This window comes from Ochrobactrum sp. AN78 (assembly GCF_029909885.1).
Lineage (GTDB): Bacteria > Pseudomonadota > Alphaproteobacteria > Rhizobiales > Rhizobiaceae > Brucella > Brucella quorumnocens.
In genome coordinates this window covers 258,487-281,359 of record NZ_JASAMU010000001.1, presented here as the reverse complement: position 1 = coordinate 281,359, position 22,873 = coordinate 258,487, and the positions used below count along the sequence as shown (strand labels likewise).

Here is a 22,873-nt window from a genome sequence, read left to right as displayed (position 1 = left end):
CTCTCCTAATCCGCATGTTAGAACGCATTTCGATCTGATTGAATCAGATCGGTGCGTCTCAATACTTTGTTTTCAAGCCCATTTTTTCGACATCCGTTTCACACTTTCGGGTGCGATCTAAGATGGCACAGCAGCCTCCGAGAACAAGGAGCGATTAAAAGATAATCGGCAACGTTCTCAAAAACCGCATATCGACAAGTCGTAAACATGCATTACTCTACATTCCAAGAGCGGGATAAAGGGCGGAATCAACAGTATGAGTCGTCTGCATATAACGATAGCGACATTTGCATTTATGCAGCTCTTTTGCTGGCCTGAAAGCATCAACGCGGTAGCCCAGACAACGGTCAATCCCGAATCTCTGACCTATGGTCCGCCCATGCCGCCCGAGAAGATCACGCCGACTGTCGGTCGCATTTGTGAGCTCATAGAAATCAACGCCGAAGCGAAAGGTATCCCGAAAGACTTCTTTGCGCGGCTCATCTGGAAAGAAAGCCGCTTCGATCATCGCGCAGTAAGCCCGGTTGGCGCTCAAGGTATCGCACAATTCATGCCTTATACTGCAAAAGAGCGTGGCCTCGCCGATCCATTCGATATTGAACAGGCGATCCCCGCATCTGCAGGCTTTCTAAGCGAACTCAAACGCGCTTTCGGAAATTGGGGGCTGGCAGCCGCCGCTTATAATGCAGGGCCGACCCGCGTTTCCAATTGGATACGCTCAGGCGGATTTCTTCCACTTGAGACAGAAGACTACGTTCTTGATCTCACAGGCGCTCCCGCTGATAATTTTGCATCCGGCAGCGAGATCACCAACAAGCCGCTCGACGCAAAACTCAGTTTTGCAGAAGCTTGCCAGCGTCTGCCGATCATTCGCACAGCCACGATACCCATGTCCCGCATCAAGCCTAAGCCCTGGGGCATTCAGGTCGCGGGCAATTTTCGACGTAGCGTTGCCGCCAATCAGTGGAGCAGGTTACGCAAGCAATTCTCCTCAGTGCTCGCAGGCCACAATCCGGTCATTAGCCGCGTACGTACACCAATGGCCCGGCGTGGCATTTATGCAGTACGTATCGGAGCTGATAGTCGAGGTGAAGCGGACAACATATGCACTAAACTTCGCGCGGCAGGCGGTGCATGCATAGTTTTACGCAATCGGTAAGCAAATGAGCATGCTATACCTTAGTATGAATCGATATATTGCTGTTGGCCTGTGCTATTTTGGTATTGAATGAGTGATATTCTCGTAATTTTTGTAAAGATTCGAGACGATACCGTTACGAAGATAACCAATCTCATATTCTATGAAGAATTTGCTTGCCAAATTATGCATCATAGATCAGTCTTCGATTGTCCGGGCAATTTGAGTACAAACGGAAGACTGGAAGAACGGCGCGCCGGAACCGCTAGAAGTTCCGGGTCGGAGATTAGTCTCTGGCAATGATCGGTTCCTCTCCTATGTCGATAACTGCCTGCATGACCCTCTGCCGGGTGTGTGGTGCGTTCGGCGGAAGTTGTAATTCCACTGTCTCTTAATAAAGCAGTGGCGCCAAGGAAAAGGAACGGATCCCATGGCACAGACCGGACAGGTCAAATTCTTCAACTCCGAAAAAGGTTTCGGATTTATCAAGCCTGATGATGGCGGCGCGGACATTTTTGTCCATATTTCTGCTGTGCAAGCTTCAGGTTTGGCAGGACTTGCTGACAATCAGAAGGTTTCTTACGAGACAGAACCGGATCGTCGCGGCAAAGGTCCTAAGGCTGTAAATATCTCGGTTACTGACTAAGTCCGAAACTTTACAGAACAAGAATTTGATCCCCGGCTAACGCCGGGGTTTTTTATTGTCCTGAGATAAGCGCCAATCCTAGAGCGTATCACGCCTAATCGCACCCATGGCGCTCGCTCCAGATTCTTTTAATTAACACCTGTTCGAGAACGCTAAATGAAACCATTTAGCTGCAACCCGCTCCAAATCTCAGCGCGCGAAATATTACCGACACTGCATGTATTTTACCGCTCAACAGCGATTTCAGCGGCTCCTTCACCATTGTTCAGCCTCCATTCATATCGAGACTATTAACTTGTCATTCATGATTGATGCGGTGTGCCAACTCGGCCCTGCATATCGCCGAAATTGCAGTTGTGCTTCTGAAGGAGCGGACAATGAACAAACTACTTAAAACAGCTATTCTGGCAGTTGCCTCCATAGCAGCAGTCTCAGCACCGCTGGCTTCGGCATCGGCTGACTCTTGGGGTCGTCGCGGCTGGGATCGCGGCGGCGACTGGAACCGCGGCGGTTGGGATCGCCCCTATCATCGTCACCGCGACCGCAGCGGCGATGCGGTCGCTGCTGGCGTCATCGGCCTTGCGGCAGGCGCTTTGCTCGGCAGCGCTTTGAGCCAGCCTCAGCCGACATATGTCCAGCCTGCGCCCGTTTACGCGCCGCCTCCACCGCCGCCTGCATATTATCCGGCACCACCTGCACGCAGCGTGCAGTATCGCGTCGGCTATGAGCCATGGAGCCGCGGCTGGTATCAATATTGTTCGGACCGTTATCGTTCGTTCAATGCAAATACCGGAACCTATCGCGGTTATGATGGACGCGACCATTTCTGCTCGGCCAACTAAACCCGCTGCACGTCTAAATACAAAAAGCCGCCTCAAAGGCGGCTTTTTTCATGAACCATTCAGTTCAGGCATATCCAATATCGTTGAGAAACGGATTGTTGCGGCGTTCTTCGCCAAAGCGTCCGCCGGGACCATGGCCGCACAGAAAGCCGATATCGTCGCCCAGCGGCAGCAGCTTTTCTTTTATCGAGCGAATGAGTGCGGCGTGATCACCGCCCGGCAGGTCAGTGCGACCGATTGAACCGTTGAACAAAACGTCTCCAACAATCGCGAAGCGCGCCTCAGGATTATAGAACACCACATGTCCCGGTGCATGCCCTGGGCAATGGAAGACATCGAAAGTGTGCCCGGCAACTGAAACCGTATCGCCTTCTTCCAGCCAACGGTCAGATGTTACGTTGCGTACACCCTCAGTCAGGCCGTATTTAAGGCCAGTAGTTGCCAGATTATCGAGCAGAAACTTGTCGTCCTTGTGCGGACCAATAATCTCAACGCCCAAATCTTCTTTGAGGTCCAGCGCAGCCCCTGCATGATCAATATGGCCATGCGTGATCCAAATAGCTTCTACGTCGACATTCTGAGACGCAATTGCCTCTTTGATTCGATCAAAATCGCCACCCGGATCGATCACAACACCCTTCTTAGTGTCACCATCGAAAAGGATGGTGCAGTTCTGCTGAAATGGCGTCACTGGAACGATGATGGCTTGTAATTGTCCCATATAGGATACTCCATTCAGTCAGTATGTTGGAAAGATAAACCGTTGGCTCTCGAACTGCCGTGATCTGTTTGCATATTCAGATAATGCGCGGACTTCAGATTGCAAAGGTCTGGTCATAGTAAAACGGGCGGCACAAGGCCGCCCGTATCCCCTCTCACGAAAACTGTTCAAGTTTCCAAAAGTCTGAACGGCTTTTGGAAAAAATGTCACCCCATGAGATCGCCGGTTGTTGTCCCCACAACCGCGCTATTCGCTTAAGCTCAGGCCTTGCTTGCCATTGAGTTCTTGATCAGTCCGATAATCGCTGTGAGGACGATACCGCCCACACCGCCACCAGCCAACTGGCCAACGACGCCATTAAGAACCGAGTCCATCCCGCCACCGGAAAGCATAGGCAGAAGCTGGCCAAGAATAACGCCGCCGATGCCACCGGCAACTGTATTGCCAGCAGTTCCGAGGCTTAGATTCTTGACAGCACCAGCAATATTGCCGCCCACTGCGCCCGAAACAAGTTGAAGAATGATAGGCAGTAGAGATTCCATAATCGTCACCCCATCTGAGTTAAAAGCCGGAATAACGCGAATCCGACACGGAAAATCTTGGACCGAAACTTTCCAATGTCAAACAATAAGCCGTCACATAGTAAAAAAGCGGCTTAAAAGCCGCTTTTTTCTGTTTAAAACGTTGCTACTCAGCAGCTATTCGCTTGGGCTGAACTTCGGCCGCATAATCATTCATCAACATGTTGGTGATTTCACCCGGCGTAAAATGGTACTTCCCAATTTCCGAAACCGGCGTCACTTCTGCCGCTGTTCCACACAGGAAGCATTCTGTGAATGTCGCCATTTCTTCCGGCATGATAACCCGTTCAATAACTTCCAGACCTCGACGCTTGGCAAGATCAATAATCGTCCGGCGTGTGATGCCATCAAGGAAGCAATCAGGCTTTGGTGTGTGCAATGCACCGTCTTTGACAAAGAACACATTCGCACCCGTGGCTTCAGCGACCTGACCGCGCCAGTCAAGCATAAGCGCATCCGCATAGCCTTTTGCTTCGGCTGCATGCTTGGAAATAGTGCAGATCATATAAAGTCCGGCAGCCTTGGAACGCGAGGGCGCAGTGCGCGGATCAGGACGGCAATATTCTGCGATGTCGAGACGAATGCCCTTCATCTTTTCTTCAGGCGAGAAATAGCTTGGCCACTGCCAGATCGCGATAGCCAGATGAATGCGATTGTTCTGAGCCGAAACGCCAAGCGACTCTGATCCACGCCAAGCAATTGGGCGAACATATGCGTCGACGAAACCCTGCTTCTTGAGCAGTTCGCGACAGGCATTGTCGATCTCTTCGACGCTATATGGAATCTCGAAGCCAAGAATTCGGGCAGATTCATGCAGGCGCTCAGTATGCTCGGTCAGCTTGAAAATCTCGCCGCCATAAGCACGCTCGCCTTCGAATACGGCGCTCGCATAATGCAGACCGTGCGTCAGCACATGTACCTTCGCATCCTTCCAGGAGACAAACTCGCCGTCCTGCCAGATAAATCCGTCGCGTTGATCGAATGGAATCGCAGCCATTTTACTCTTCCTCAAATTGCCCGCTTTTTTGCAGGCCGTTTGGCTCTGATGAGCCTTTCCCTAGTCTTTTCTGGCCAGTTAAATCGATATAACTGGTAAGTAAGACATGTTTTTCTTCGCCAACACTGGCATTTTAAAATCAAATGCGCTGAGGTCAGCTCGAACAACTCGCTGAGATCAGGCAAATAATGCATGTAAAACAAAGATATTTCCGACAATTACAGAAAATAAAGCTCGCCATTATGCTTTACCGTCCTTATTGGACAGTCTGACACAGCAAGCCGCGTAATTATCTCTCCTCCAACATGCATCAGTGCAAACTTTATTCCAAAAAAAGCAGCCTGCACTTACCAAAAATTATCTTGGCGATTGAGTTATGTCAACAATGCTGACATATTTATCGCAACAGGATGGAGCTTCGATGTGAATTCGACGAACGACGTTAACTATATCAGCAATCCTCTGACGTGTCTGGAGGCTGACGATCTCAACGTCATTGAACTGCTGTTCTTCTCTTATCGCGATTTCACCGCCGACCCGGACCTGATCCTCGAGAAGATCGGATTTGGCCGCGCCCATCACCGTGTGCTTTATTTCATCAATCGCAAGCCCGGCATGACGGTGGCCGAGCTTCTGGAAGTGCTCCGCATTACCAAACAGAGCCTGTCGCGCGTTCTCAAGCAACTGATCGATACCGGCCATGTTGTACAGGCCACTGGTTTACACGATCGCCGTCACCGCAAACTTTATCCCACAAAAAGTGGGCGACAACTCACGCTTGCACTTGCTTTGCCACAGTCGCGCCGCATCGCGCGGGCATTGGAAGAATCCGGTGCTGCAGAACGCGAAGTCATTGAGCGGTTTCTTTATAATATGGTCAATCCTGAACGCCGTGCCCAGATTGACGATTTCGCGGCCACTGAAACGGCTGGCGCAGCATCTGAACCCAGGCTCGATAAGGCTGGGGGCTAATCGCCTACAGTGCAAGCCTCAGATAGACGCGCTGTCTTGCAGTGGCTAAGATGCAGCTCGCCGTAGAAACTATGAGACCAGCTTTCTGCGGCATGCCTATAATAAAAGCCCAGGGCCGCACAGCCTCCGCTGACGGCAATATATAAACAGGATGGGATCGAACGACGCCATGGCTGTAGATGAAAACAACCTTTCCGACGACGCGCCACATCTTCTTGTTGTCGATGATGACACGCGAATTCGCAGCCTGCTTTCGCAATATCTGACGACTAGCGGTTTTCGAGTGACCATGGCTGGCAGCGCAGCAGAAGCGCGCCGCAAGCTCGAAGGCATCGATTTCGACCTGCTAATCCTCGACGTGATGATGCCCGGCGAAACCGGTGTCTCGCTGACCCGTTCACTGCGTGAGCAGAAAAGCGTGCCGATCCTGATGCTGACCGCTTTGTCAGAAACCGACAGCAGGATCGATGGTCTGTCAGCAGGCGCAGATGACTATCTGCCAAAGCCTTTTGATCCACGCGAACTGATCTTGCGTATCAACAATATCCTCCGCCGTGGTGCGTCACCGTCCCAGCTGAAAATCGAACAGATCGTTTTTGGACCTTACACCTTCTTCATTCCGCGTCGCGAATTGAAGAAGGGCACCGAGACAATCAAGCTCACGGATCGCGAGCAGGATATCATGGCGATTTTCGCCGAGCGTGCCGGTGAAACCATTCCGCGTCATGAACTGACCGGACAGGACGGCGATGTCGGCGAACGCACAATTGATGTGCAGATCAACCGCCTGCGTCGCAAGATCGAGCAGGACCCGGCTAATCCCGTCTGGCTGCAAACCGTTCGCGGCATCGGCTATAAGCTGAGCATCGAGTAGCGTTTAGAGCGCCTCCCGGAAAGTGCGAAGCGGTTTTCGGAATGCGCGTTAAATCAAAGATTTGGAGCGCCGATCCGATCGAAACGCGCTTTGGATCTAGAAAGAGCGGAGCGTCGCAAATTTCAGAGCGTGACCGAAGACATAGAATTTGCAGAACCGTCTGGAGTATTCTGAGACGATGAAATCGCTCTGGAAAACACTCACGCGCTGGTTTGCGCGCCGTATGCCCAAAGGGCTCTATGCGCGTTCGCTTATCATTATCATTGCGCCAATGGTTCTGCTTCAGTCCGTGATTGCCTATGTGTTCATGGAACGTCACTGGCAGATGGTGACTGAACGGCTTTCCACGGCTGTCGTGCGCGATATCTCCGCGATAATCGACATTCTGGAAACCTATCCGCAAGAACCCGGCTACGACAATCTGATCCGCATTTCGCAGCAGCGTCTAGGGCTGAACATTTCGATCCTGCCACCCGATCCGCTGCCGCCACCCGGGCCGAAACCCTTCTTCGCTATTCTCGATTACTTCCTGAGCGAAGAGATCACTCGCCAGATCAATCGCCCTTTCTGGGTCGATACAGTCGGCGATTCCGATCTGATCGAGATTCGGATTAAGCTCGACGACAAGGTGCTGCGTGTCTTCGCACGTCGCAGTCAGGCCTATGCGTCCAATACCGGTATCTTCCTCACATGGATGATCGGTACCGCGCTTGTACTGTTGATCATCGCAATCGCCTTCCTGCGCAACCAGATCAAACCCATCCAGCAGCTCTCGCAAGCAGCCGAAAGTTTTGGTAAGGGTCGACCGATGCCCGAAGGCTTCCGTCCGCACGGCGCCGAAGAAGTTCGCCGCGCAGGCATTGCATTTATCCAGATGCGCTCACGTATCGAACGGCAAATTGAACAGCGCACCGCCATGCTTTCCGGCGTCAGCCACGATCTGCGCACGATTCTGACGCGCTTCAAGCTGCAACTGGCACTAACCGGTAACGCAATCGATACAGAGCCGCTCAACCAGGACATCGCCGACATGCAGACGATGCTTGAAGGCTATCTTGCCTTTGCACGTGGCGAAGGCTCGGAAGAAGCTGCGACCTATGACGTGCGCCTGCTGTGTGACAAGCTCGCGAACGAAGCGCGACTGCGCGAGCGTGGCTTCAAGTATTCAATCGAAGGCGACAGCGAGGTCAATGTTCGTCCGAATGCCTTCTCACGCCTTGTCAGCAATCTTGTCTCCAATGCCTTCCGCCATGCGGATAATGTCGAGCTGTCAATTACCCATGACGATGGCTGGCTGAAAATTATCGTCGATGACGATGGCCCCGGCATCCCGGAAGATCGACGTGAAGACGTCTTCAAACCCTTTGTGCGCCTGGATGAAGCGCGCACGCAGGATTCCGGCGGCACTGGTGGCCTTGGCCTCGCCATCGCGCGTGACATTGCCAGAAGTCACGGCGGCGATATCGATCTTGAAGACGCCCCCACAGGCGGCCTGAGAGCAATTATCCGTATTCCGGCTTAAACCCGACTGATCGCCTGCGCTGCCACATAGCCAAGTGCTGTCGCGGCGAGGCACGCAAAAAGCGATATGCTAACATTCAGCAGTGCGCGTCCCGGCATGCCGAGACGCAGCAACTCGAAGGTTTGCACGCTGAATGAGGAGAAGGTGGTGAAGCCGCCGCAAATGCCGACCATGAAGGCGAGACGCCAGATTTCAGGCACTTCGAAGCGGCTCGAGGCCATCGTCAGTGCACCAAAAAAGGCGATTGCAAACGAACCGATGATATTGACGACAATTGTGCCCCAAGGCAGTTCGCGGCTGACAGGGGCCAGCCAGATGGCAAACCAGTAGCGCAAAACGCTCCCCAGCGCACCGCCCAATGCTACAGCAATTGTTCCCTGCATCTGTCTTATTCCTATACGTTGCTTGCACAACCAATCGCACAGAACATGCGATATGCACAAATCACAGCTATAAGATCAGAACAGTTTGACGCCGTTTTGGACTTTCTTATCGATAGCAGCGAGAACAACCTCGCCATTCTCATCTGGAAAGCCAAGTGTCAGGACTTCGGACATAAAGGGGCCAATCTGACGTGGTGGGAAGTTGACCACTGCCATTACCTGACGCCCGATCAGATCTTCCGGTTGATAATGCTTCGTTATCTGGGCGGAAGACTTTTTGACACCGATCTTTTCACCAAAATCGATTTTCAGTTTAAAAGCAGGTTTACGCGCTTCAGGAAATGGAACGGCTTCAACAATGGTCCCCGTGCGGATATCGACTTTCTCGAAATCGCCCCAGCTGATCGTTTCCGCTGCACTCATAATAAATCCCCTGAAATAGATCCCGGCAGTTTACCGGGATCTCTAATGCTTATGCGCGCCCAACTGTCTCGAAGACAACGCTTTCAAGCGATTCACGCGCGCTGACACCCGACCAGACAACAAACTGAAATGCCTGGAAATAGGTTTCACAAGCTTCAAGTGCCGCCGACAACAGCACTTCAACCTGACGGCTGGTTGGCTCTGCACCACCGGCCAGCAGCAACGACTGGCGATACATGATCGCACCTTCCTGCTGCCAGAGATCAAAATGACCCATCAGAAGTTTTTCATTGATCAGCGAAAGCAACCGCATCACTTCATTGACGCGCGGCTCCGCAACCTTGATGTCAAAGGCGCAAGCCAGGTGCAACGCTTCAAAGTCCTCCATCCAGGAGAACGAGATGTGGTAGTCGGTCCAGTTACCCGCTACCGAAATTGCAATTTCATCGTCGCCAGTCCGCTCGAACGTCCAGTCGTTTGAATTCGCAACGTGCTCGATCACATCCACAGGATGCGCTTCGCGTGCAAATTCAAGCTCAAGAAGGCTCATGTCCGTTTCCTGTTCTGGGAAGCGCCTCGAAAGACACCTCCAAATTCCCGGCGCGCAAGTTATTGCTCGCCCGCACCCATCACCACGCAAGACTGAGCGCAGAAAAACAGGCACGAATTGATCGGTTGAGGAACCGACATGCTTGAAAAGCATGCAACGCCTCAATGGCACACGCACATACGCAACTGATACTGGAAAGCAGCCTGAAAGACGCGAAAACTAGAACTACAGCCCCTCGCCGCTGCCCACATGACTGCGTTACGAATCATGTAGTGTTTTCAGTCTATTGATGCTGAATCTGAACGCCAGCCCCTTTTCTAAAAAGAGGCATTAAAGCATGTGGAAATATGATTGGGGCGGGCCGCAACCCTTGCCTTAACCGACTCTAAGACAAGGGTTTTTGCCACTTGCGGCCTGTTAATAAAAAATTATGAATTATCTTTGGATTTAGACGTCTGAGCAGAGGTTTTCGTCGTTTTGGCACTCGAATCAACTTCAAGTTTGGCAAGACGCGCTTCCAAAGCTTCAATTTTAACAAGCAAAGCACTGTTTTCAGCACGCGCTTTAATTGCCATTTCACGCACGGCTTCAAAGTCCTCGCGCTGCACCACGTCAAGCGTGTTGAGCACGCGTTCGCTCTGCGATCGCAAAGCTGTCTCCACCTCGCGGCGCACGCCTTGCGCAGCGCCTGCCGCATCGGTCACAAGCTTGGCGAGTTCATCGAGAACCCGGTTTTGTCCGCTGGTCATGGCATTCTTCCCTATCTTCGATACAGGCTTGTTGAAAACATAAATTGGAAATAGGGCTGTCTCGGTTCTGATGCAAGCGAAGCTGTATAATCGTGATCACTTGACCACTCAGATATCGTCGCGCATGGTCCGCCGGAAAATGGAGTTCTTGTATGATAGAGACGTTGCTGCCGGTTTCGGCTCTGGCTTTTCCAAATATCGATCCGGTGATTTTCTCCATCGGCCCGCTTGCCGTTCATTGGTATGGTCTTGGTTATGTTGTCGGCATCATGTTTGCATGGTGGTACGGCAAGAAGCTTTTGCGCAATCATCGCCTTTGGGGCAATAATCAGCCGCCCATGCAGCCCGAAGCGCTCGACGACTTTGTCATCTGGGCGGCACTCGGCGTGGTGCTCGGTGGCCGTATCGGCTACGTCCTGTTCTATAACTTCTCCTACTATCTCTCCAATCCACTGGCTATTCCGGCCGTTTGGGATGGCGGCATGTCATTCCATGGCGGCATTCTTGGTACCACGGTTGCCATGATCCTGTTCGCGCGCTCACGCGCCATCAAAGTCTGGAGCATGTTTGATACGATTGCAGCAGGCGTCCCCATAGGCCTTGGCGTCGTGCGTATCGCCAATTTCATTAATCAGGAACTCTGGGGCCGCGTCAGCGATGTGCCTTGGGCTGTCTATTTCCCCAATGGTGGCCCACTGCCGCGTCACCCGAGCCAGCTCTATGAAGCCTTCCTTGAAGGTTTCGTGCTGTTTTTCGTTCTGTTCCTGCTCATCTGGGTGGGCAAAAAACTCAAAGCGCCCGGCTTCATCGCCGGCACCTTTGTTGCAGGCTACGGCCTCAGCCGCATTATCGTCGAGTTCTTCCGTGAACCAGACGCACAGCTTGGCTATCTTTTCGGCGGGTGGCTCACCATGGGCATGGTGCTGTCGGTGCCGATGGTCTTGATTGGGCTTTGGGCAATGTTGCGTGCAAACCGGGCTGTAGCAAAGAATGCCTGAGGTAACACTCAAAGATCGTTTGAAGCGGCTGATCGGAACCACGGGACCGATCAGCGTCGCCGATTATATGGCTGCATGCCTCGGCGACCGTGAATCAGGCTACTATACAACACGCGAACCATTCGGACGTGGCGGTGACTTTATTACCGCGCCCGAGGTCAGTCAGATGTTTGGCGAACTGATCGGCATATGGTGCGTCGGCATATGGGATGCGCTCGGCCGCCCTGACAACGCGGTCCTGTGCGAAATTGGACCCGGTCGCGGGACACTAATGAGCGACATACTGCGCACGATCAAACAGCTTGCGCCTCAGATGTTCGCAGCCACGCGCGTTGCAATGGTCGAAACCAGTCCACGACTGATTGAAAAGCAAAAAGAAAAGCTCTCTGGTCTGGGCCATTCAATCGAATGGTTCGAGAACTTTTCGAGCATTCCAGACGGCCCGTTGATTCTCGTATCCAACGAGCTGTTCGATGCAATACCGTTTCGACAATTCGTTAAAGCCAATGGCCGCTTTGTCGAAAGGCTGATTGTACTTGATGAGCAGGACGAATTCCAGTTTGTGAGCGGGGCTGGTGGCATTGACGAAGCTTTGTTACCACCCGACCATCAGACCGCTCCCGAAGGGACAATCTTTGAAGCCGCCCCTGCCCGCACGGCTTTGATGCAGGAGATTGCACAGCGAATTGCGGCAACGCGTGGAGCCGCACTCACAATCGATTATGGACACCTTCAATCGGGCCTTGGCGATACGCTGCAAGCGATGCTGAAACATGCCTATGACGATGTTTTCGCGCATCCCGGCGAGGCAGACCTCACCAGCCACGTCGATTTCGACATGTTGGAAAGAACTGCACGCAATTGCGGATGCAAGACGGGAACCATGACGCAGGGCGATTTTCTCCTGGCTATGGGTCTTATTGACCGCGCAGGCCGTCTCGGTACTGGACGCGATGCGGCATTTCAGAACAAGATTCGCGAAGACGTTGAGCGACTCGCAGCACCTGATCAGATGGGGACACTATTTAAGGCGCTTACGATTGCAGATCCGGCAACCGCGATCTTCCCGTTTGAAACCGCACTGCACCAACCCTCAGCCTAGCTCGCTGTCAAAAAGCTGCGATTGACAAGCTGACTTGCCTCCCCCAACATCCCGCCGTTTGAAAAGAGAAAGCCAATGACCGATAAGCCGCAACCGCTTCGCTCCGCCCTGTTGGATGGCCATGCCGGACACAACGGCAAGCGCATTGCGCATGGCTTTTTCACCCGAAAAGGCGGCGTTTCAGATGGCATCTATGCCGGTCTGAATGTCGGCAGCGGGTCAAATGATGTACCGGAACTGGTGACGGAGAATCGCCGTCGTGTTGCTGAAACGCTTGGCGTCGCATCCGATCATTTGATGACCGTGCATCAGGTTCATTCGCCCGATGTGCTCCGCGTCACTGAGCCGTTCAGCAGCCCACGCCCCAAGGCTGACGCCATGGTCACAAATGTGCCGGGCATTGCAATCGGCGCTTTGTCTGCGGATTGCGGTCCTGTTCTGTTTGCCGATCATGAAGCCGGTGTCATTGGATCGGCTCATGCAGGATGGCGTGGTGCATTTACCGGCGTTCTCGAAAACACGATTGAAGCCATGATCGAACTTGGCGCAAAGCGTGAGAATATTGTTGCGGTGCTGGGCCCAACAATCGGCCCTGAAAATTACGAGGTCGGTCCGGAATTCTATGCCGAGTTCACTGGCAAAGACGTAAGCTATGACAAATATTTCCAACCTTCAGGCAAGGAAGGTCACAAGCTTTTTGATCTCTGGACCTTCATCACAGATCGCCTGACCAAGGCCAATGTGAAAGCCGAAGCACTGCGCCAGTGCACTTATGCCAATGAAGATCAGTTCTATTCCTACCGGCGCACGACGCACCGCAACGAGCCTGATTACGGTCGTCAAATTGCCGCCATCGCTATCGTAAACGATTAGGAGAACCACATGGCCCTTCACTTCGAGCCGGAAGAATTCGCTGCACGTCGCGACCGTCTGATCTTGAAGATGGAGGAAGAGAAGCTTGATGCTCTGCTGCTGTTCGCACAGGAAAGCATGTACTGGCTGACCGGCTATGACACGTTCGGCTTTTGCTTCTTCCAGTGCCTCGTGGTGAAGGCTGACGGATCGACAGTGTTGATGACCCGCTCTGCCGATCTGAGACAGGCGCGTCACACCTCCAATATCGAAAATATTACCGTCTGGACCGATCGCGACAATGCCAATCCGGCCATCGATCTGCGCAATATCCTGACTGAGCTTGATCTGCTCGGCACGCGCATCGGCATTGAATACCAGACCCACGGGCTGACCGGGGCCAACGCACGAAAGCTCGATGAACAATTGCAAAGCTTTGCCAAGCTTTTTGACGCCTCCGGTATGGTTGACCGGTTGCGTCTTCTCAAGAGCCCCGCAGAAATCGCCTATGCCAAGCGTGCCGCCGAACTGAGTGATGATGCGCTGGATGCTGCACTGAAACTCACCAAGGCAGGCGCAAGCGAAGCCGACATTCTGGCGGCCATGATGAGCGCGAACTTTGCCGGCGATGGCGATTATCCGGCCAATGAATATATTATCGGCTCCGGCGCTGATGCACTTTTATGCCGCTACAAAGCAGGCCGTCGCAAACTTTCTGCGAATGATCAGCTCACACTGGAATGGTCAGGCGTCTTCCGACACTACCACGCACCGATGATGCGAACCGTCATCATCGGCCAGCCAAAGGCAGAGCATCTAAAGCTCTACAATGCCGCACGAGAAGCGCTGGAAGCTGTCGAGACAGCCATGACACCGGCCTCAACCTTTGGCGACGTGTTCGATGCGCATTCCCGCACGATGGAAGCGCATGGCCTTACCCGTCATCGCCTGAATGCTTGCGGCTATTCTGTCGGTGCGCGCTTTACACCATCATGGATGGACCCGCAGATGTTCTATTCCGGTAACCCGGAAAGCATCCAGCCCGACATGACGCTGTTTGCGCACATGATCATCATGGATTCTGACACCGAAACCGCGATGACGCTTGGCCAGACTTACTTGACGACAAATGGCGCTGCCGTACCGCTGTCCCGCCATTCACTAGACATTATTGTCAAGTGACGCAGGATAAGCGATAAACTCCGTTCATAGCGCAGGAGTGGTCTGCGCTTTCAGGAGCATGAAGCCGAACATGAACAAGGCACATCTTTCTATGATGTTGTTGCTTGCTGGACTGCTTGCCGCCTGCAACAGCACCGAAACTGCATTGAACGTGCAGGGAACTAACCAGCAATCTGGACAAACCACAACACCGGCCACGGGCCAAGCTTCTACAGGTCAGACTACTGCCCCAACCTCACCCCCGGCAGTTACAACAACACCAGCGACACCGCCCGCGCGTACGGCCTCACTCAAACCGGGCAAGCTTTACATAGCTCCCATCATTGGCGCGCCCGTCAATGTCTTGACCCCGCTTACTCATCGCATCAATGATGATGCACGCGCCAAGGGTGTCGAGCTTGCAGGCAATAATGGCACCGACGCCGCTTATGTGATGAAGGGCTATTTCTCGGTTTTGTCTGAAGATAACCAGACAACGATCCTATACGTCTGGGATGTGATGGATGCTTCCGGTAACCGCCTTCACCGCATACAGGGGCAGGAAAAAGTTCCGGGCGCGTCCGCAGACTCATGGAGCATCGTTCCGCCCTCTGCCATGCAATCCATCGCCGATAAGACCATGCAGGAGTATTCCACCTGGCTTGCGGCAAATCGCGCATGAAAACGAGCTGATTCAGCAAAAGACTGAAATCTTTTGCTGAATCGCGTGTCAGCCCTGTGGGAAAGCACTTTGCGATCGCTTTTTACTGCAATTGTTTTCCCTCAGGCCTTGCAATGGCGGTGACTCTTTGCAATAGGCCGCACATTCGAGAAAACCTTGCAAGCTGCGGCACTTGACCAATCGTCATAGAACCCGCGGCTTTAAAGCTTTTTAAGAATGACAGAGCGCACCCGGATTTGTGTTGGGTTTCGCTCAAACCAGAGATTACGTCCGTTTCACGGACTTTTTGCGACAGAACGAAACTGCTCCGGCTTCAGAGGCAAAAAGAATGAAACTTTTCGCAGGCAACTCCAACCGGGTTCTTGCCGAATCCGTTGCTCAATATCTCAACGTCCCGCTTGGCAAGGCAACTGTACGCCGTTTCGCCGATCAGGAAATCTTCGTAGAGATTCAGGAAAACGTACGCGGCGAAGACGTATTCGTACTGCAATCGACATCCTACCCGGCAAACGACAATCTGATGGAACTGCTCATCATGATTGATGCGTTCCGTCGTTCATCGGCACGCCGCATCACAGCCGTTCTTCCTTATTTCGGCTATGCGCGTCAGGATCGTAAGCCTGGCCCACGCACACCAATCTCCGCAAAGCTTGTCGCAAACCTTATCACCGAAGCAGGTGCTAACCGCGTTCTGACGCTTGATCTTCATGCGGGTCAGATTCAGGGTTTCTTCGATATCCCGACCGACAATCTCTATGCCGTTCCAGTTATCGCACGCGATGTGAAGGCAAACTACGCGACCGGCAATTGCATGGTCGTTTCGCCCGACGTTGGCGGTGTGGTTCGCGCTCGCTCGCTTGCAAAGCGCATCGATGCGCAGCTGGCCATCGTTGACAAGCGTCGTGAACGTCCGGGTGAATCGGAAGTCATGAATGTTATCGGTGACGTGACCGGCAAAGATTGCCTGCTGTTCGACGATATCGTGGATTCTGGCGGCACGCTCTGCAATGCAGCTGAAGCACTGCTCGCCAAGGGCGCAAAGAGCGTTACCGCTTACATCACACATGGTGTTCTCTCCGGCGGCGCTGTTGCCCGTATCGCTTCGTCAAAGCTGAAAGAGCTGGTCATTACCGACTCCATCCAGCCAACCACTGCAATCAATGACGCTCCAAATATTCGCGTTCTGTCGATCTCCAGCCTCATCGGTGAAGCGGTCGCGCGCACTGCGGCCGAAGAGTCGGTTTCGAGCCTGTTCGACTAATTCGCTATCAAGCGAATAGCGATACCAAAACATGCCGCGAGCAGAAGCACGAGCGGCATGTTGAGCTTCAGAACAATAAGTAAAAATGCCGCCGCGCCTGCAATCAGGACGGCGGCATTGTCTATTGTGCTCACCACTGGCAGAGGCAGGGTTAAAGCCCCTATTGGGTGGTCGACTACTGTTCCAAACAGCACATGCAGTGAAAACCACAGGGCAAGATTGGCAATCACGCCGACGACTGCAGCTGTTATCCCAGCCAGCATGGCGGTTAGCCAACGTACCTTGCGCAACCGCTCCAGAAATGGTGCGCCAACAAAAATCCATAAAAAACACGGCACGAAAGTAAACCACAGCGCAATCAAGCCGCCGAAAAAACCACCCACGAGCGGCGGGAGCCCCGACAGATTGGACGCCCCGATAAAGCCGACAAAAACCAGTACAAGGATCAGCGGGCCCGGCGTGGTTTCGGCAAGCCCAAGTCCTGTCAGCATCTCACCGGGCTTCATCCAGCCAAAATGCTCGACTGCCTGCTGTGCAGTATAGGAGAGCGCGGCGTAGGCACCGCCAAATGTCACAGCTGCAAGCTTTGAGAAAAAGACAGCCTCTGTCGTGAACACATGACGTCCGCCAAACGCCAGATAAAGCGCTATGAGAGGAAGAACCCAGAGAGAGCCCCAGATGAGCGCCTGCTGTGTCGCTACACGCATTGCATTCGGACCAACCGCACCATGTGCCGACCCATGCCCGTCGCGCTGCAGCCAGTAACGCATTCCTCCTGCCAGCGCCGCTAGCGCCACAACCAAAGGAAATGGCAGTTTGAGGAACGCGACCGACATAAATGCCAGCAATGCTATTACATAGGAAAACCCAGACGTCAGTGTGCGCCTGGCCATTCGATAAAGAGCCTCAAAGACAATCGCCAAAACTGCCGCTTTCAGCCCAAACAAGAGACCGGCAACCACATCTACATGACCGAAGACCACATAGAGTGCCGATAGCGCCAACATGACCGCAGCGCCGGGAAGAACAAAGAGCAACCCAGCAAGCAGCCCGCCACGCCAACCCTTGGCGGCCCAGCCGCAATAGGTGGCAAGTTGCATGGCTTCGGGTCCGGGCAAAAGCATGCAGAAGTTCAGAGCATGGATCAGTCGCTCCTGATCCATCCACTTCTTTTCGTCAACGATCACTCGCTGCATCATGGCAATCTGCGCAGCAGGCCCACCAAACGACAGCAACCCGATCTTGCCAAAAGTGGCGAATAATTCCCTGAAATCCGGTTGCGGCTCTGTTGTCATGTTCACTCTCTGCATAATCCCCCAAGCAGTTGCTGAGGATCATTACAGGTTGATGACAATTTGCACAGAAGGTCCGTTACTCGGCAGCAGTGCTTTCGTCGATGTGATCATCAGGCGCGTTGGGATCACCGGGCGCCGTCTCACAGCCAAGATCAGGGAAGTTAACGATGCGAAGTCCTTTGAAGTCATTACGCAATACAAGAAGACCGCGCTCTTCAAAATAGGTCAGGAGACGTCGAGCACGGCTCAATGAATGCGTGCCATAGGCGCGCGCGAGGGCCGCATCCGAAGGACATGGCGCACCCGTCACAGCCGCCTGCGCGACAATCAGGAACACACCCTGCACATCATCGGTGAGGCTTTCGGACAGCGTGAGAGCCTGTTGCCAGGTTTCGCCAGTCGCGGCATCACCCTTGATGCTCGCTTGCGCAACCGCCAACCGGCGACGAAATGCGGGAAGCGCCAAAGGCTCCCCGGGAACGCGATGAATACGGCAACGCACCAGAAAATCCTGATAAAGCACGGCGACCGAACGGAACGATGCTTCCGGGTCATCGACAATTTCGCGCATCACCTTTTCAAGCAGTTCTTCGCGCTCTGCTTCCACAATGCCAGGAAACAACGGTGCTTCGACGGGCTCCGCTTCAAGCTTGGGTTTGGCGACCTGCGCCAGAATTTCCGCTGTTGATGGCGGCGGCGGTGGCGGCGGGGTTCGTCGAACAACCGTACGGATTTCCTGTGGTGCAGGCGTGAAGATGAGATCGCGTGCATCTTCTGGCGCATCCGGCAATGGCATTAACTTCGGTGACGATGAACGCGCGGAAGTTTCAACCTTGCCGATTTTGATGGGCAGCGGACGGCGTGACAATGCCGGTCCAAGCGCCACAAAGTGACCGCGTTGTAGGTCTCGGAACATTTCGGCCTGACGTCGCTCCATACCGAGAAGATCGGCGGCGCGCGCCATATCAATATCAAGGAAAGTACGCCCCATCAGAAAGTTGGAAGCTTCTGCAGCGACATTCTTGGCAAGCTTGGCCAGACGTTGTGTGGCAATCACCCCCGCGAGGCCGCGCTTACGACCGCGACACATAAGATTGGTCATAGCACCCAGGGAAAGCTTGCGGGCTTCATCCGATACTTCGCCGGCAGCAGCCGGTGCGAAAAGCTGCGCTTCATCGACCACAACCAGCATTGGATACCAGTAATCTCGTTCAGCATCGAACAGGCCGCCGAGGAAAGCGGCAGCCGCACGCATCTGCTGTTCGACGTCGAGACCTTCGAGATTGAGTACTACGGAAACCCGATGCTGACGGATACGTCCGGCAATGCGCGTCAGTTCGGCTTCGGTGCGTGCAGCATCAACGACGACATGGCCATGAATATCGGCCAGCGTAACGAAATCGCCTTCAGGATCTATAATGCATTGCTGCACCCATTGGGCGCTCTGCTCAAGCAGGCGGCGAAGGAGATGCGATTTGCCTGATCCGGAATTTCCCTGAACCAGCAGGCGGGTTGCGAGAAGCTCTTCAAGATCAAGCATGGCCTGCTTGCCACCACCAAGCGCACCTGCCGCAGCAGTACCGCTTCCAGCAACAGAACCCATGTCGATACCGACCTGCATCTCGTTTCCTTTTGTTCTGTGAATGTTGGGACGACTCGACAGGAGAACCCGCGATCAATCAGGCACCCGCTTAACATTTTTGACGCGGCTAATGCCACCCGTTAAAGGAAAAGCCCACAGAAGGCGTGTTTCAAACCCAAAAAACTTGCGCTTGAAAAGCCTATGGGCTATAGGCCTGCCATCCGCGTAGACACCCTTGGAGGCAACGCGGAATGGGGCGGTCCGGTCTTTCACACTGTGGAAGTCATTACGGGCTGTTTCATGTTGTTCGCTGGAGCATGATCCCGAAAAGTGGAAACCGGTTTTCGGACAAGATCATGCTTAGATAAAAAACTGCGACCAACACTCCAGTAACTTTGAAAGGTAATGCCATGAGCGATACTTACGTGCTCAAGGCCGATCTGCGCAGCCGGGTTGGTAAGGGGTCCTCCCGCGAACTTCGCCGCAACGGCCAGATTCCTGCAGTCATCTATGGCGACAAGCAGGAGCCCCTCGCAATCGCCGTTCCTTATAAGGAAGTTTACTACAAGATCCACGGCGGTGGTTTCAAAACCACGATCGCTACGATCGAAGTAGACGGCAAGAAAATTCAGGTCCTCCCGAAGGACTACCAGCTTGATCCGGTTCGTGACTTCCCACAGCACGTCGACTTCCTTCGCGTTTCCGCGAAGTCGGTTGTTCACGTCAACGTTCCAGTTCACTTCAAGAACGAAGAAGCTGCACCGGGCATCAAGCGCGGCGGCGTTCTCAACATCGTTCGTCACGATGTTGAACTGATCGTTCCAGCGAACGCAATTCCGGAAGCTCTCGAATTCGACCTGACCGGTCTCGAAATCGGTGACTCGGTTCACATTTCGGCTATCAAGCTGCCGAAGGGTGCAACTGCTGCCATTCAGGACCGTGACTTCACGATCGCTACTATTGCTGCACCTGCCGGCCTGAAGTCGGAAGAAAATGCAGAAGGCGCTGAAGAAGCCAAGGACGGCGAATAATCGCTTTCCGCATATAGGGGCTCAGAACCATGCTGCTCATCGCAGGGCTTGGCAATCCGGGGCCCCAATATGCGCATAACCGTCACAATATCGGTTTTATGGCGGTGGATGAAATATTCCGCCGCCATAGATTTTCAAATTGGCAGAAGAAGTTCAAAGCGGACATCGCCGATGGCGTGATCGACGGCGAAAAAGTGCTTCTCATCAAGCCAATGACTTTCATGAACCTTTCTGGCCAGTCGATTGGAGAAGCCATGCGCTTCTACAAGCTGACCCCTGCCGACCTCGTCGTGATCTACGACGAACTTGACCTTGCGCCTGCAAAGTTGCGCATCAAGACCGGCGGCGGTTCTGGTGGCCACAATGGAATCAAATCCATCGACGCCCATGTGCAGGCCTTTCCGGGCGGAAAAGATTATCGCCGTATGCGTCTTGGCATCGGCCATCCCGGCGCAAAGGAGCTGGTTCACAATTACGTTCTCGGCGATTTTGCAAAAGTCGATAGCGAATGGCTTGATATACTTTTTGGCGCTATCGCAGATAATGTCAGCCTGCTTGCCAAGAAGGAAGACAACAGCTTCATGAACCGCGTGGCCATCGCCATGGGTGACGGTAGTCAGCGCCCGAGTGGATTCAAAGCAGATCCAGAGCAGGCAGCTAAGGCTCCTCCCAAGGCACAGAGCCACATTCGTCAGGCGCGCCAGAGTGCCGCAAAATCAAGCATTCCCGCGAGTGGCCCGATGGCAGAAATGCTCAAGAAACTTCTTGGCAAGAAGGACTAGTCATGAGCGAAGTCGTTTATATGTTTGCCATGAGTCTTGATGGCTTCATCGCCAATGATGACGGTAGCTTTGACTGGCTCGAACAATTTCCGCCAGATGATGGCTTTGGCTTCGATGAATTCATGGCTGGCATTACCGGTATTGTCATGGGACGCCAGACCTATGATGTCATGTGTTCCATTCCAGAGTGGCCGTATGGCTCGCTGCCAGTCGTTGTTGCAACGCATCAGAAATTCGACAATCTGCCCGCAAACACTGCCGCAATGACTGGCAAACCAGCCGAGCTGCTTGCGAAACTCAAAGCTCTCGGCGCAAGTGGGCGCATCTGGCTTTTGGGTGGCGGCGATCTGGCGCGGCAATTTCTCGATGCCGGTCTGCTTGACATCATCGATATAGGAACTATTCCGATCATTCTGGGAAGCGGCAAACCGGCTTTCAAAAATTCATCACGCCACTGGCTGGATTTGCAATCCGCCAATGCGCTTCATAATGGCGCCGTGCGCTCAATTTACCGCGTCAAGCGATAAGGGACGAATATCATGGGTTTCAAATGCGGCATCGTCGGCCTGCCTAACGTCGGCAAGTCCACGCTCTTCAACGCGCTGACCAAGACGGCCGCAGCACAGGCTGCAAACTATCCGTTCTGCACCATCGAACCAAACACTGGCGAAGTGGCGGTTCCCGATCCACGTCAGAATGGCATTGCGAAAATCGCAGGCTCGAAGGAAATCATCCCTACCCGCATCAACTTCGTTGATATTGCAGGTCTGGTGCGCGGAGCTTCCAAAGGTGAAGGCCTGGGCAACCAGTTCCTTGCCAATATCCGCGAAGTCGACGCCATTGTGCATGTTCTGCGCTGCTTTGAAGACGATGACATCACCCATGTTGAAGGCCGTATCGATCCAGTGTCTGACGCAGAAACCGTTGAAACGGAACTGATGCTGTCGGACCTTGAAAGCATCGAGCGCCGCATCGTGCAGATCCGCAAGCGCGCCAGCAGCAAGGACAAGGAAGCAACCACGGTCTTGCCTATCATGGAGCAGGCGCTCGAGCTGTTGCAGAATGGCAAGCCTGTTCGCCTGATGCTGAAAGACATTGCACCAGACGATCTCCTGATCCTCAAGGGTCTGAACCTGCTTACCTCCAAGCCAGTGCTTTATGTGTGCAATGTCGCCGAAGGTGATGCTGCCAAGGGCAACGAGTATAGCGAAGCCGTTGCTAAAATGGCTGCGGAACAAGGCGCAGAGAGCGTCATCATCTCGGCTGCTATTGAAGCAGAAGTAGCCCAGCTTGCCGACGAAGAAGCCAAGGAATATCTCGACGCCATGGGCCTCGAAGAACCCGGCCTAGACCGTCTCATTCGCGCTGGCTACAAGCTTCTCGACCTCATCACCTACTTCACCGCTGGCCCCAAGGAAACGCGTGCCTGGACTATCAAGCGCGGAACCAAGGCTCCAGGTGCGGCAGGCGTCATTCATACCGATTTCGAGCGTGGCTTCATTCGCGCACAGACCATCGCCTACGAAGACTATATCAAGTTCAACGGTGAAGTCGGTGCCAAGGAAGCAGGCAAAGCGCGGGACGAAGGTAAGGAATACATCGTCCATGACGGCGATGTGATGCTGTTCCGCTTCAATACCTGATACGATCAGGCCACCGTGAAAACGGTGGCCTTTTTTCTACGCATGTCTCTCAAAAGCGGGAGCCGGTTTGGGGGTAAAGACATGCC

Annotated in this window: 25 protein-coding genes; 16 read left to right on the top strand and 9 right to left on the bottom strand. The window is 53.5% G+C overall.

The features are described from left to right. Nucleotides 1–256: 256 nt before the first annotated feature. From QBD00_RS01345 to QBD00_RS01335, 3 genes are all read left to right on the top strand, one after another. The gene (locus QBD00_RS01345; protein WP_318578486.1) at nucleotides 257–1,159 is read left to right on the top strand and encodes a lytic transglycosylase domain-containing protein; all 903 of its coding nucleotides are present in this window, start codon (nucleotides 257–259) and stop codon (nucleotides 1,157–1,159) included. A 409-nt stretch (nucleotides 1,160–1,568) separates the two neighbouring features. Further along, a complete protein-coding gene (locus QBD00_RS01340; protein ID WP_024899445.1) occupies nucleotides 1,569–1,784 on the top strand; it encodes a cold-shock protein in 216 nt (71 codons plus the stop codon). A 377-nt stretch (nucleotides 1,785–2,161) separates the two neighbouring features. Beyond that, entirely contained in the window at nucleotides 2,162–2,626 is a 465-nt protein-coding gene (locus QBD00_RS01335; protein ID WP_095447941.1) for a BA14K family protein, read from the top strand. A gap of 64 nt (nucleotides 2,627–2,690) precedes the next feature. Here QBD00_RS01335 and QBD00_RS01330 read toward each other — a convergent pair whose 3' ends face one another. The 3 genes from QBD00_RS01330 to QBD00_RS01320 form a co-directional block, all read right to left on the bottom strand. Continuing rightward, nucleotides 2,691–3,347, bottom strand: coding sequence for an MBL fold metallo-hydrolase (locus QBD00_RS01330; RefSeq protein ID WP_318578485.1), 657 nt, complete (start codon nucleotides 3,345–3,347; stop codon nucleotides 2,691–2,693). A 260-nt stretch (nucleotides 3,348–3,607) separates the two neighbouring features. Further along, the gene (locus QBD00_RS01325) at nucleotides 3,608–3,889 is read right to left on the bottom strand and encodes a hypothetical protein (protein WP_095447085.1); all 282 of its coding nucleotides are present in this window, start codon (nucleotides 3,887–3,889) and stop codon (nucleotides 3,608–3,610) included. A gap of 145 nt (nucleotides 3,890–4,034) precedes the next feature. Beyond that, nucleotides 4,035–4,925 (bottom strand): branched-chain amino acid aminotransferase, encoded by an 891-nt coding sequence (locus QBD00_RS01320; RefSeq protein WP_024899441.1) that lies wholly within the window; start codon nucleotides 4,923–4,925, stop codon nucleotides 4,035–4,037. A gap of 423 nt (nucleotides 4,926–5,348) precedes the next feature. Between QBD00_RS01320 and QBD00_RS01315 the strand changes: the two genes are divergently transcribed. From QBD00_RS01315 to QBD00_RS01305, 3 genes are all read left to right on the top strand, one after another. Continuing rightward, a complete protein-coding gene (locus tag QBD00_RS01315; RefSeq protein ID WP_095447942.1) occupies nucleotides 5,349–5,897 on the top strand; it encodes a MarR family winged helix-turn-helix transcriptional regulator in 549 nt (182 codons plus the stop codon). A 151-nt stretch (nucleotides 5,898–6,048) separates the two neighbouring features. Continuing rightward, nucleotides 6,049–6,771 (top strand): response regulator, encoded by a 723-nt coding sequence (locus tag QBD00_RS01310; protein ID WP_095447087.1) that lies wholly within the window; start codon nucleotides 6,049–6,051, stop codon nucleotides 6,769–6,771. A 178-nt stretch (nucleotides 6,772–6,949) separates the two neighbouring features. Then, nucleotides 6,950–8,293 (top strand): ATP-binding protein, encoded by a 1,344-nt coding sequence (locus QBD00_RS01305; protein ID WP_095447088.1) that lies wholly within the window; start codon nucleotides 6,950–6,952, stop codon nucleotides 8,291–8,293. Here the strand turns inward: QBD00_RS01305 and crcB are convergent. The 4 genes from crcB to QBD00_RS01285 form a co-directional block, all read right to left on the bottom strand. Further along, nucleotides 8,290–8,676 carry a fluoride efflux transporter CrcB gene (gene crcB / locus QBD00_RS01300; protein WP_318578484.1) on the bottom strand — a complete coding sequence of 129 codons (387 nt, stop codon included), beginning with the start codon at nucleotides 8,674–8,676 and terminating at the stop codon, nucleotides 8,290–8,292. The two genes, QBD00_RS01305 and crcB, sit on opposite strands and share 4 nt — an antisense overlap. A gap of 75 nt (nucleotides 8,677–8,751) precedes the next feature. After that, nucleotides 8,752–9,099 carry a tRNA-binding protein gene (locus tag QBD00_RS01295; protein WP_151095160.1) on the bottom strand — a complete coding sequence of 116 codons (348 nt, stop codon included), beginning with the start codon at nucleotides 9,097–9,099 and terminating at the stop codon, nucleotides 8,752–8,754. Nucleotides 9,100–9,148: 49 nt separating this feature from the next. Continuing rightward, nucleotides 9,149–9,649: a YbjN domain-containing protein gene (locus tag QBD00_RS01290; protein WP_024899435.1), complete on the bottom strand. Its 501-nt coding sequence runs from the start codon at nucleotides 9,647–9,649 to the stop codon at nucleotides 9,149–9,151. Between the two features lie 428 nt (nucleotides 9,650–10,077). Further along, the gene (locus QBD00_RS01285) at nucleotides 10,078–10,398 is read right to left on the bottom strand and encodes an accessory factor UbiK family protein (RefSeq protein WP_134154702.1); all 321 of its coding nucleotides are present in this window, start codon (nucleotides 10,396–10,398) and stop codon (nucleotides 10,078–10,080) included. A gap of 152 nt (nucleotides 10,399–10,550) precedes the next feature. On the opposite strand from QBD00_RS01285, the gene lgt reads away from it, so the two are divergent. The 6 genes from lgt to QBD00_RS01255 all read left to right on the top strand — a co-directional run bounded on the left by lgt (nucleotide 10,551) and on the right by QBD00_RS01255 (nucleotide 16,454). Continuing rightward, nucleotides 10,551–11,396: a prolipoprotein diacylglyceryl transferase gene (lgt, locus tag QBD00_RS01280; RefSeq protein WP_318578483.1), complete on the top strand. Its 846-nt coding sequence runs from the start codon at nucleotides 10,551–10,553 to the stop codon at nucleotides 11,394–11,396. After that, a complete protein-coding gene (locus QBD00_RS01275) occupies nucleotides 11,389–12,498 on the top strand; it encodes a class I SAM-dependent methyltransferase (RefSeq protein WP_318578482.1) in 1,110 nt (369 codons plus the stop codon). Before lgt ends, QBD00_RS01275 begins: the two co-directional genes overlap by 8 nt. A gap of 75 nt (nucleotides 12,499–12,573) precedes the next feature. Next, entirely contained in the window at nucleotides 12,574–13,371 is a 798-nt protein-coding gene (gene pgeF / locus QBD00_RS01270; protein ID WP_095447095.1) for a peptidoglycan editing factor PgeF, read from the top strand. A 9-nt stretch (nucleotides 13,372–13,380) separates the two neighbouring features. Beyond that, nucleotides 13,381–14,532: a M24 family metallopeptidase gene (locus QBD00_RS01265; protein WP_095447096.1), complete on the top strand. Its 1,152-nt coding sequence runs from the start codon at nucleotides 13,381–13,383 to the stop codon at nucleotides 14,530–14,532. A 58-nt stretch (nucleotides 14,533–14,590) separates the two neighbouring features. Further along, on the top strand, nucleotides 14,591–15,193 hold the full coding sequence (locus QBD00_RS01260) for a hypothetical protein (RefSeq protein WP_318578481.1): 603 nt from the start codon (nucleotides 14,591–14,593) through the stop codon (nucleotides 15,191–15,193). A gap of 328 nt (nucleotides 15,194–15,521) precedes the next feature. Then, entirely contained in the window at nucleotides 15,522–16,454 is a 933-nt protein-coding gene (locus QBD00_RS01255; RefSeq protein ID WP_095447098.1) for a ribose-phosphate pyrophosphokinase, read from the top strand. Here QBD00_RS01255 and chrA read toward each other — a convergent pair. Next, nucleotides 16,451–17,749, bottom strand: coding sequence for a chromate efflux transporter (gene chrA / locus QBD00_RS01250; RefSeq protein WP_318578480.1), 1,299 nt, complete (start codon nucleotides 17,747–17,749; stop codon nucleotides 16,451–16,453). The genes QBD00_RS01255 and chrA overlap by 4 nt on opposite strands. A 76-nt stretch (nucleotides 17,750–17,825) precedes the next feature. Then, complete coding sequence (locus tag QBD00_RS01245) at nucleotides 17,826–19,370, bottom strand: helicase HerA domain-containing protein (RefSeq protein WP_264232234.1); 1,545 nt, start codon at nucleotides 19,368–19,370, stop codon at nucleotides 17,826–17,828. 371 nt (nucleotides 19,371–19,741) lie between these two features. Here QBD00_RS01245 and QBD00_RS01240 point away from each other — a divergent pair, with 371 nt between their 5' ends. The 4 genes from QBD00_RS01240 to ychF are packed head-to-tail and all read left to right on the top strand — an operon-like array spanning nucleotide 19,742 to nucleotide 22,787. Beyond that, nucleotides 19,742–20,362: a 50S ribosomal protein L25/general stress protein Ctc gene (locus QBD00_RS01240; RefSeq protein ID WP_095447101.1), complete on the top strand. Its 621-nt coding sequence runs from the start codon at nucleotides 19,742–19,744 to the stop codon at nucleotides 20,360–20,362. Between the two features lie 29 nt (nucleotides 20,363–20,391). Beyond that, nucleotides 20,392–21,144, top strand: coding sequence for an aminoacyl-tRNA hydrolase (gene pth, locus QBD00_RS01235; protein WP_095447102.1), 753 nt, complete (start codon nucleotides 20,392–20,394; stop codon nucleotides 21,142–21,144). Nucleotides 21,145–21,146: 2 nt separating this feature from the next. Further along, the gene (locus QBD00_RS01230; protein WP_095447103.1) at nucleotides 21,147–21,671 is read left to right on the top strand and encodes a dihydrofolate reductase family protein; all 525 of its coding nucleotides are present in this window, start codon (nucleotides 21,147–21,149) and stop codon (nucleotides 21,669–21,671) included. Between the two features lie 12 nt (nucleotides 21,672–21,683). Beyond that, nucleotides 21,684–22,787 (top strand): redox-regulated ATPase YchF, encoded by a 1,104-nt coding sequence (gene ychF, locus QBD00_RS01225; protein ID WP_095447104.1) that lies wholly within the window; start codon nucleotides 21,684–21,686, stop codon nucleotides 22,785–22,787. Nucleotides 22,788–22,873 lie beyond the last annotated feature (86 nt).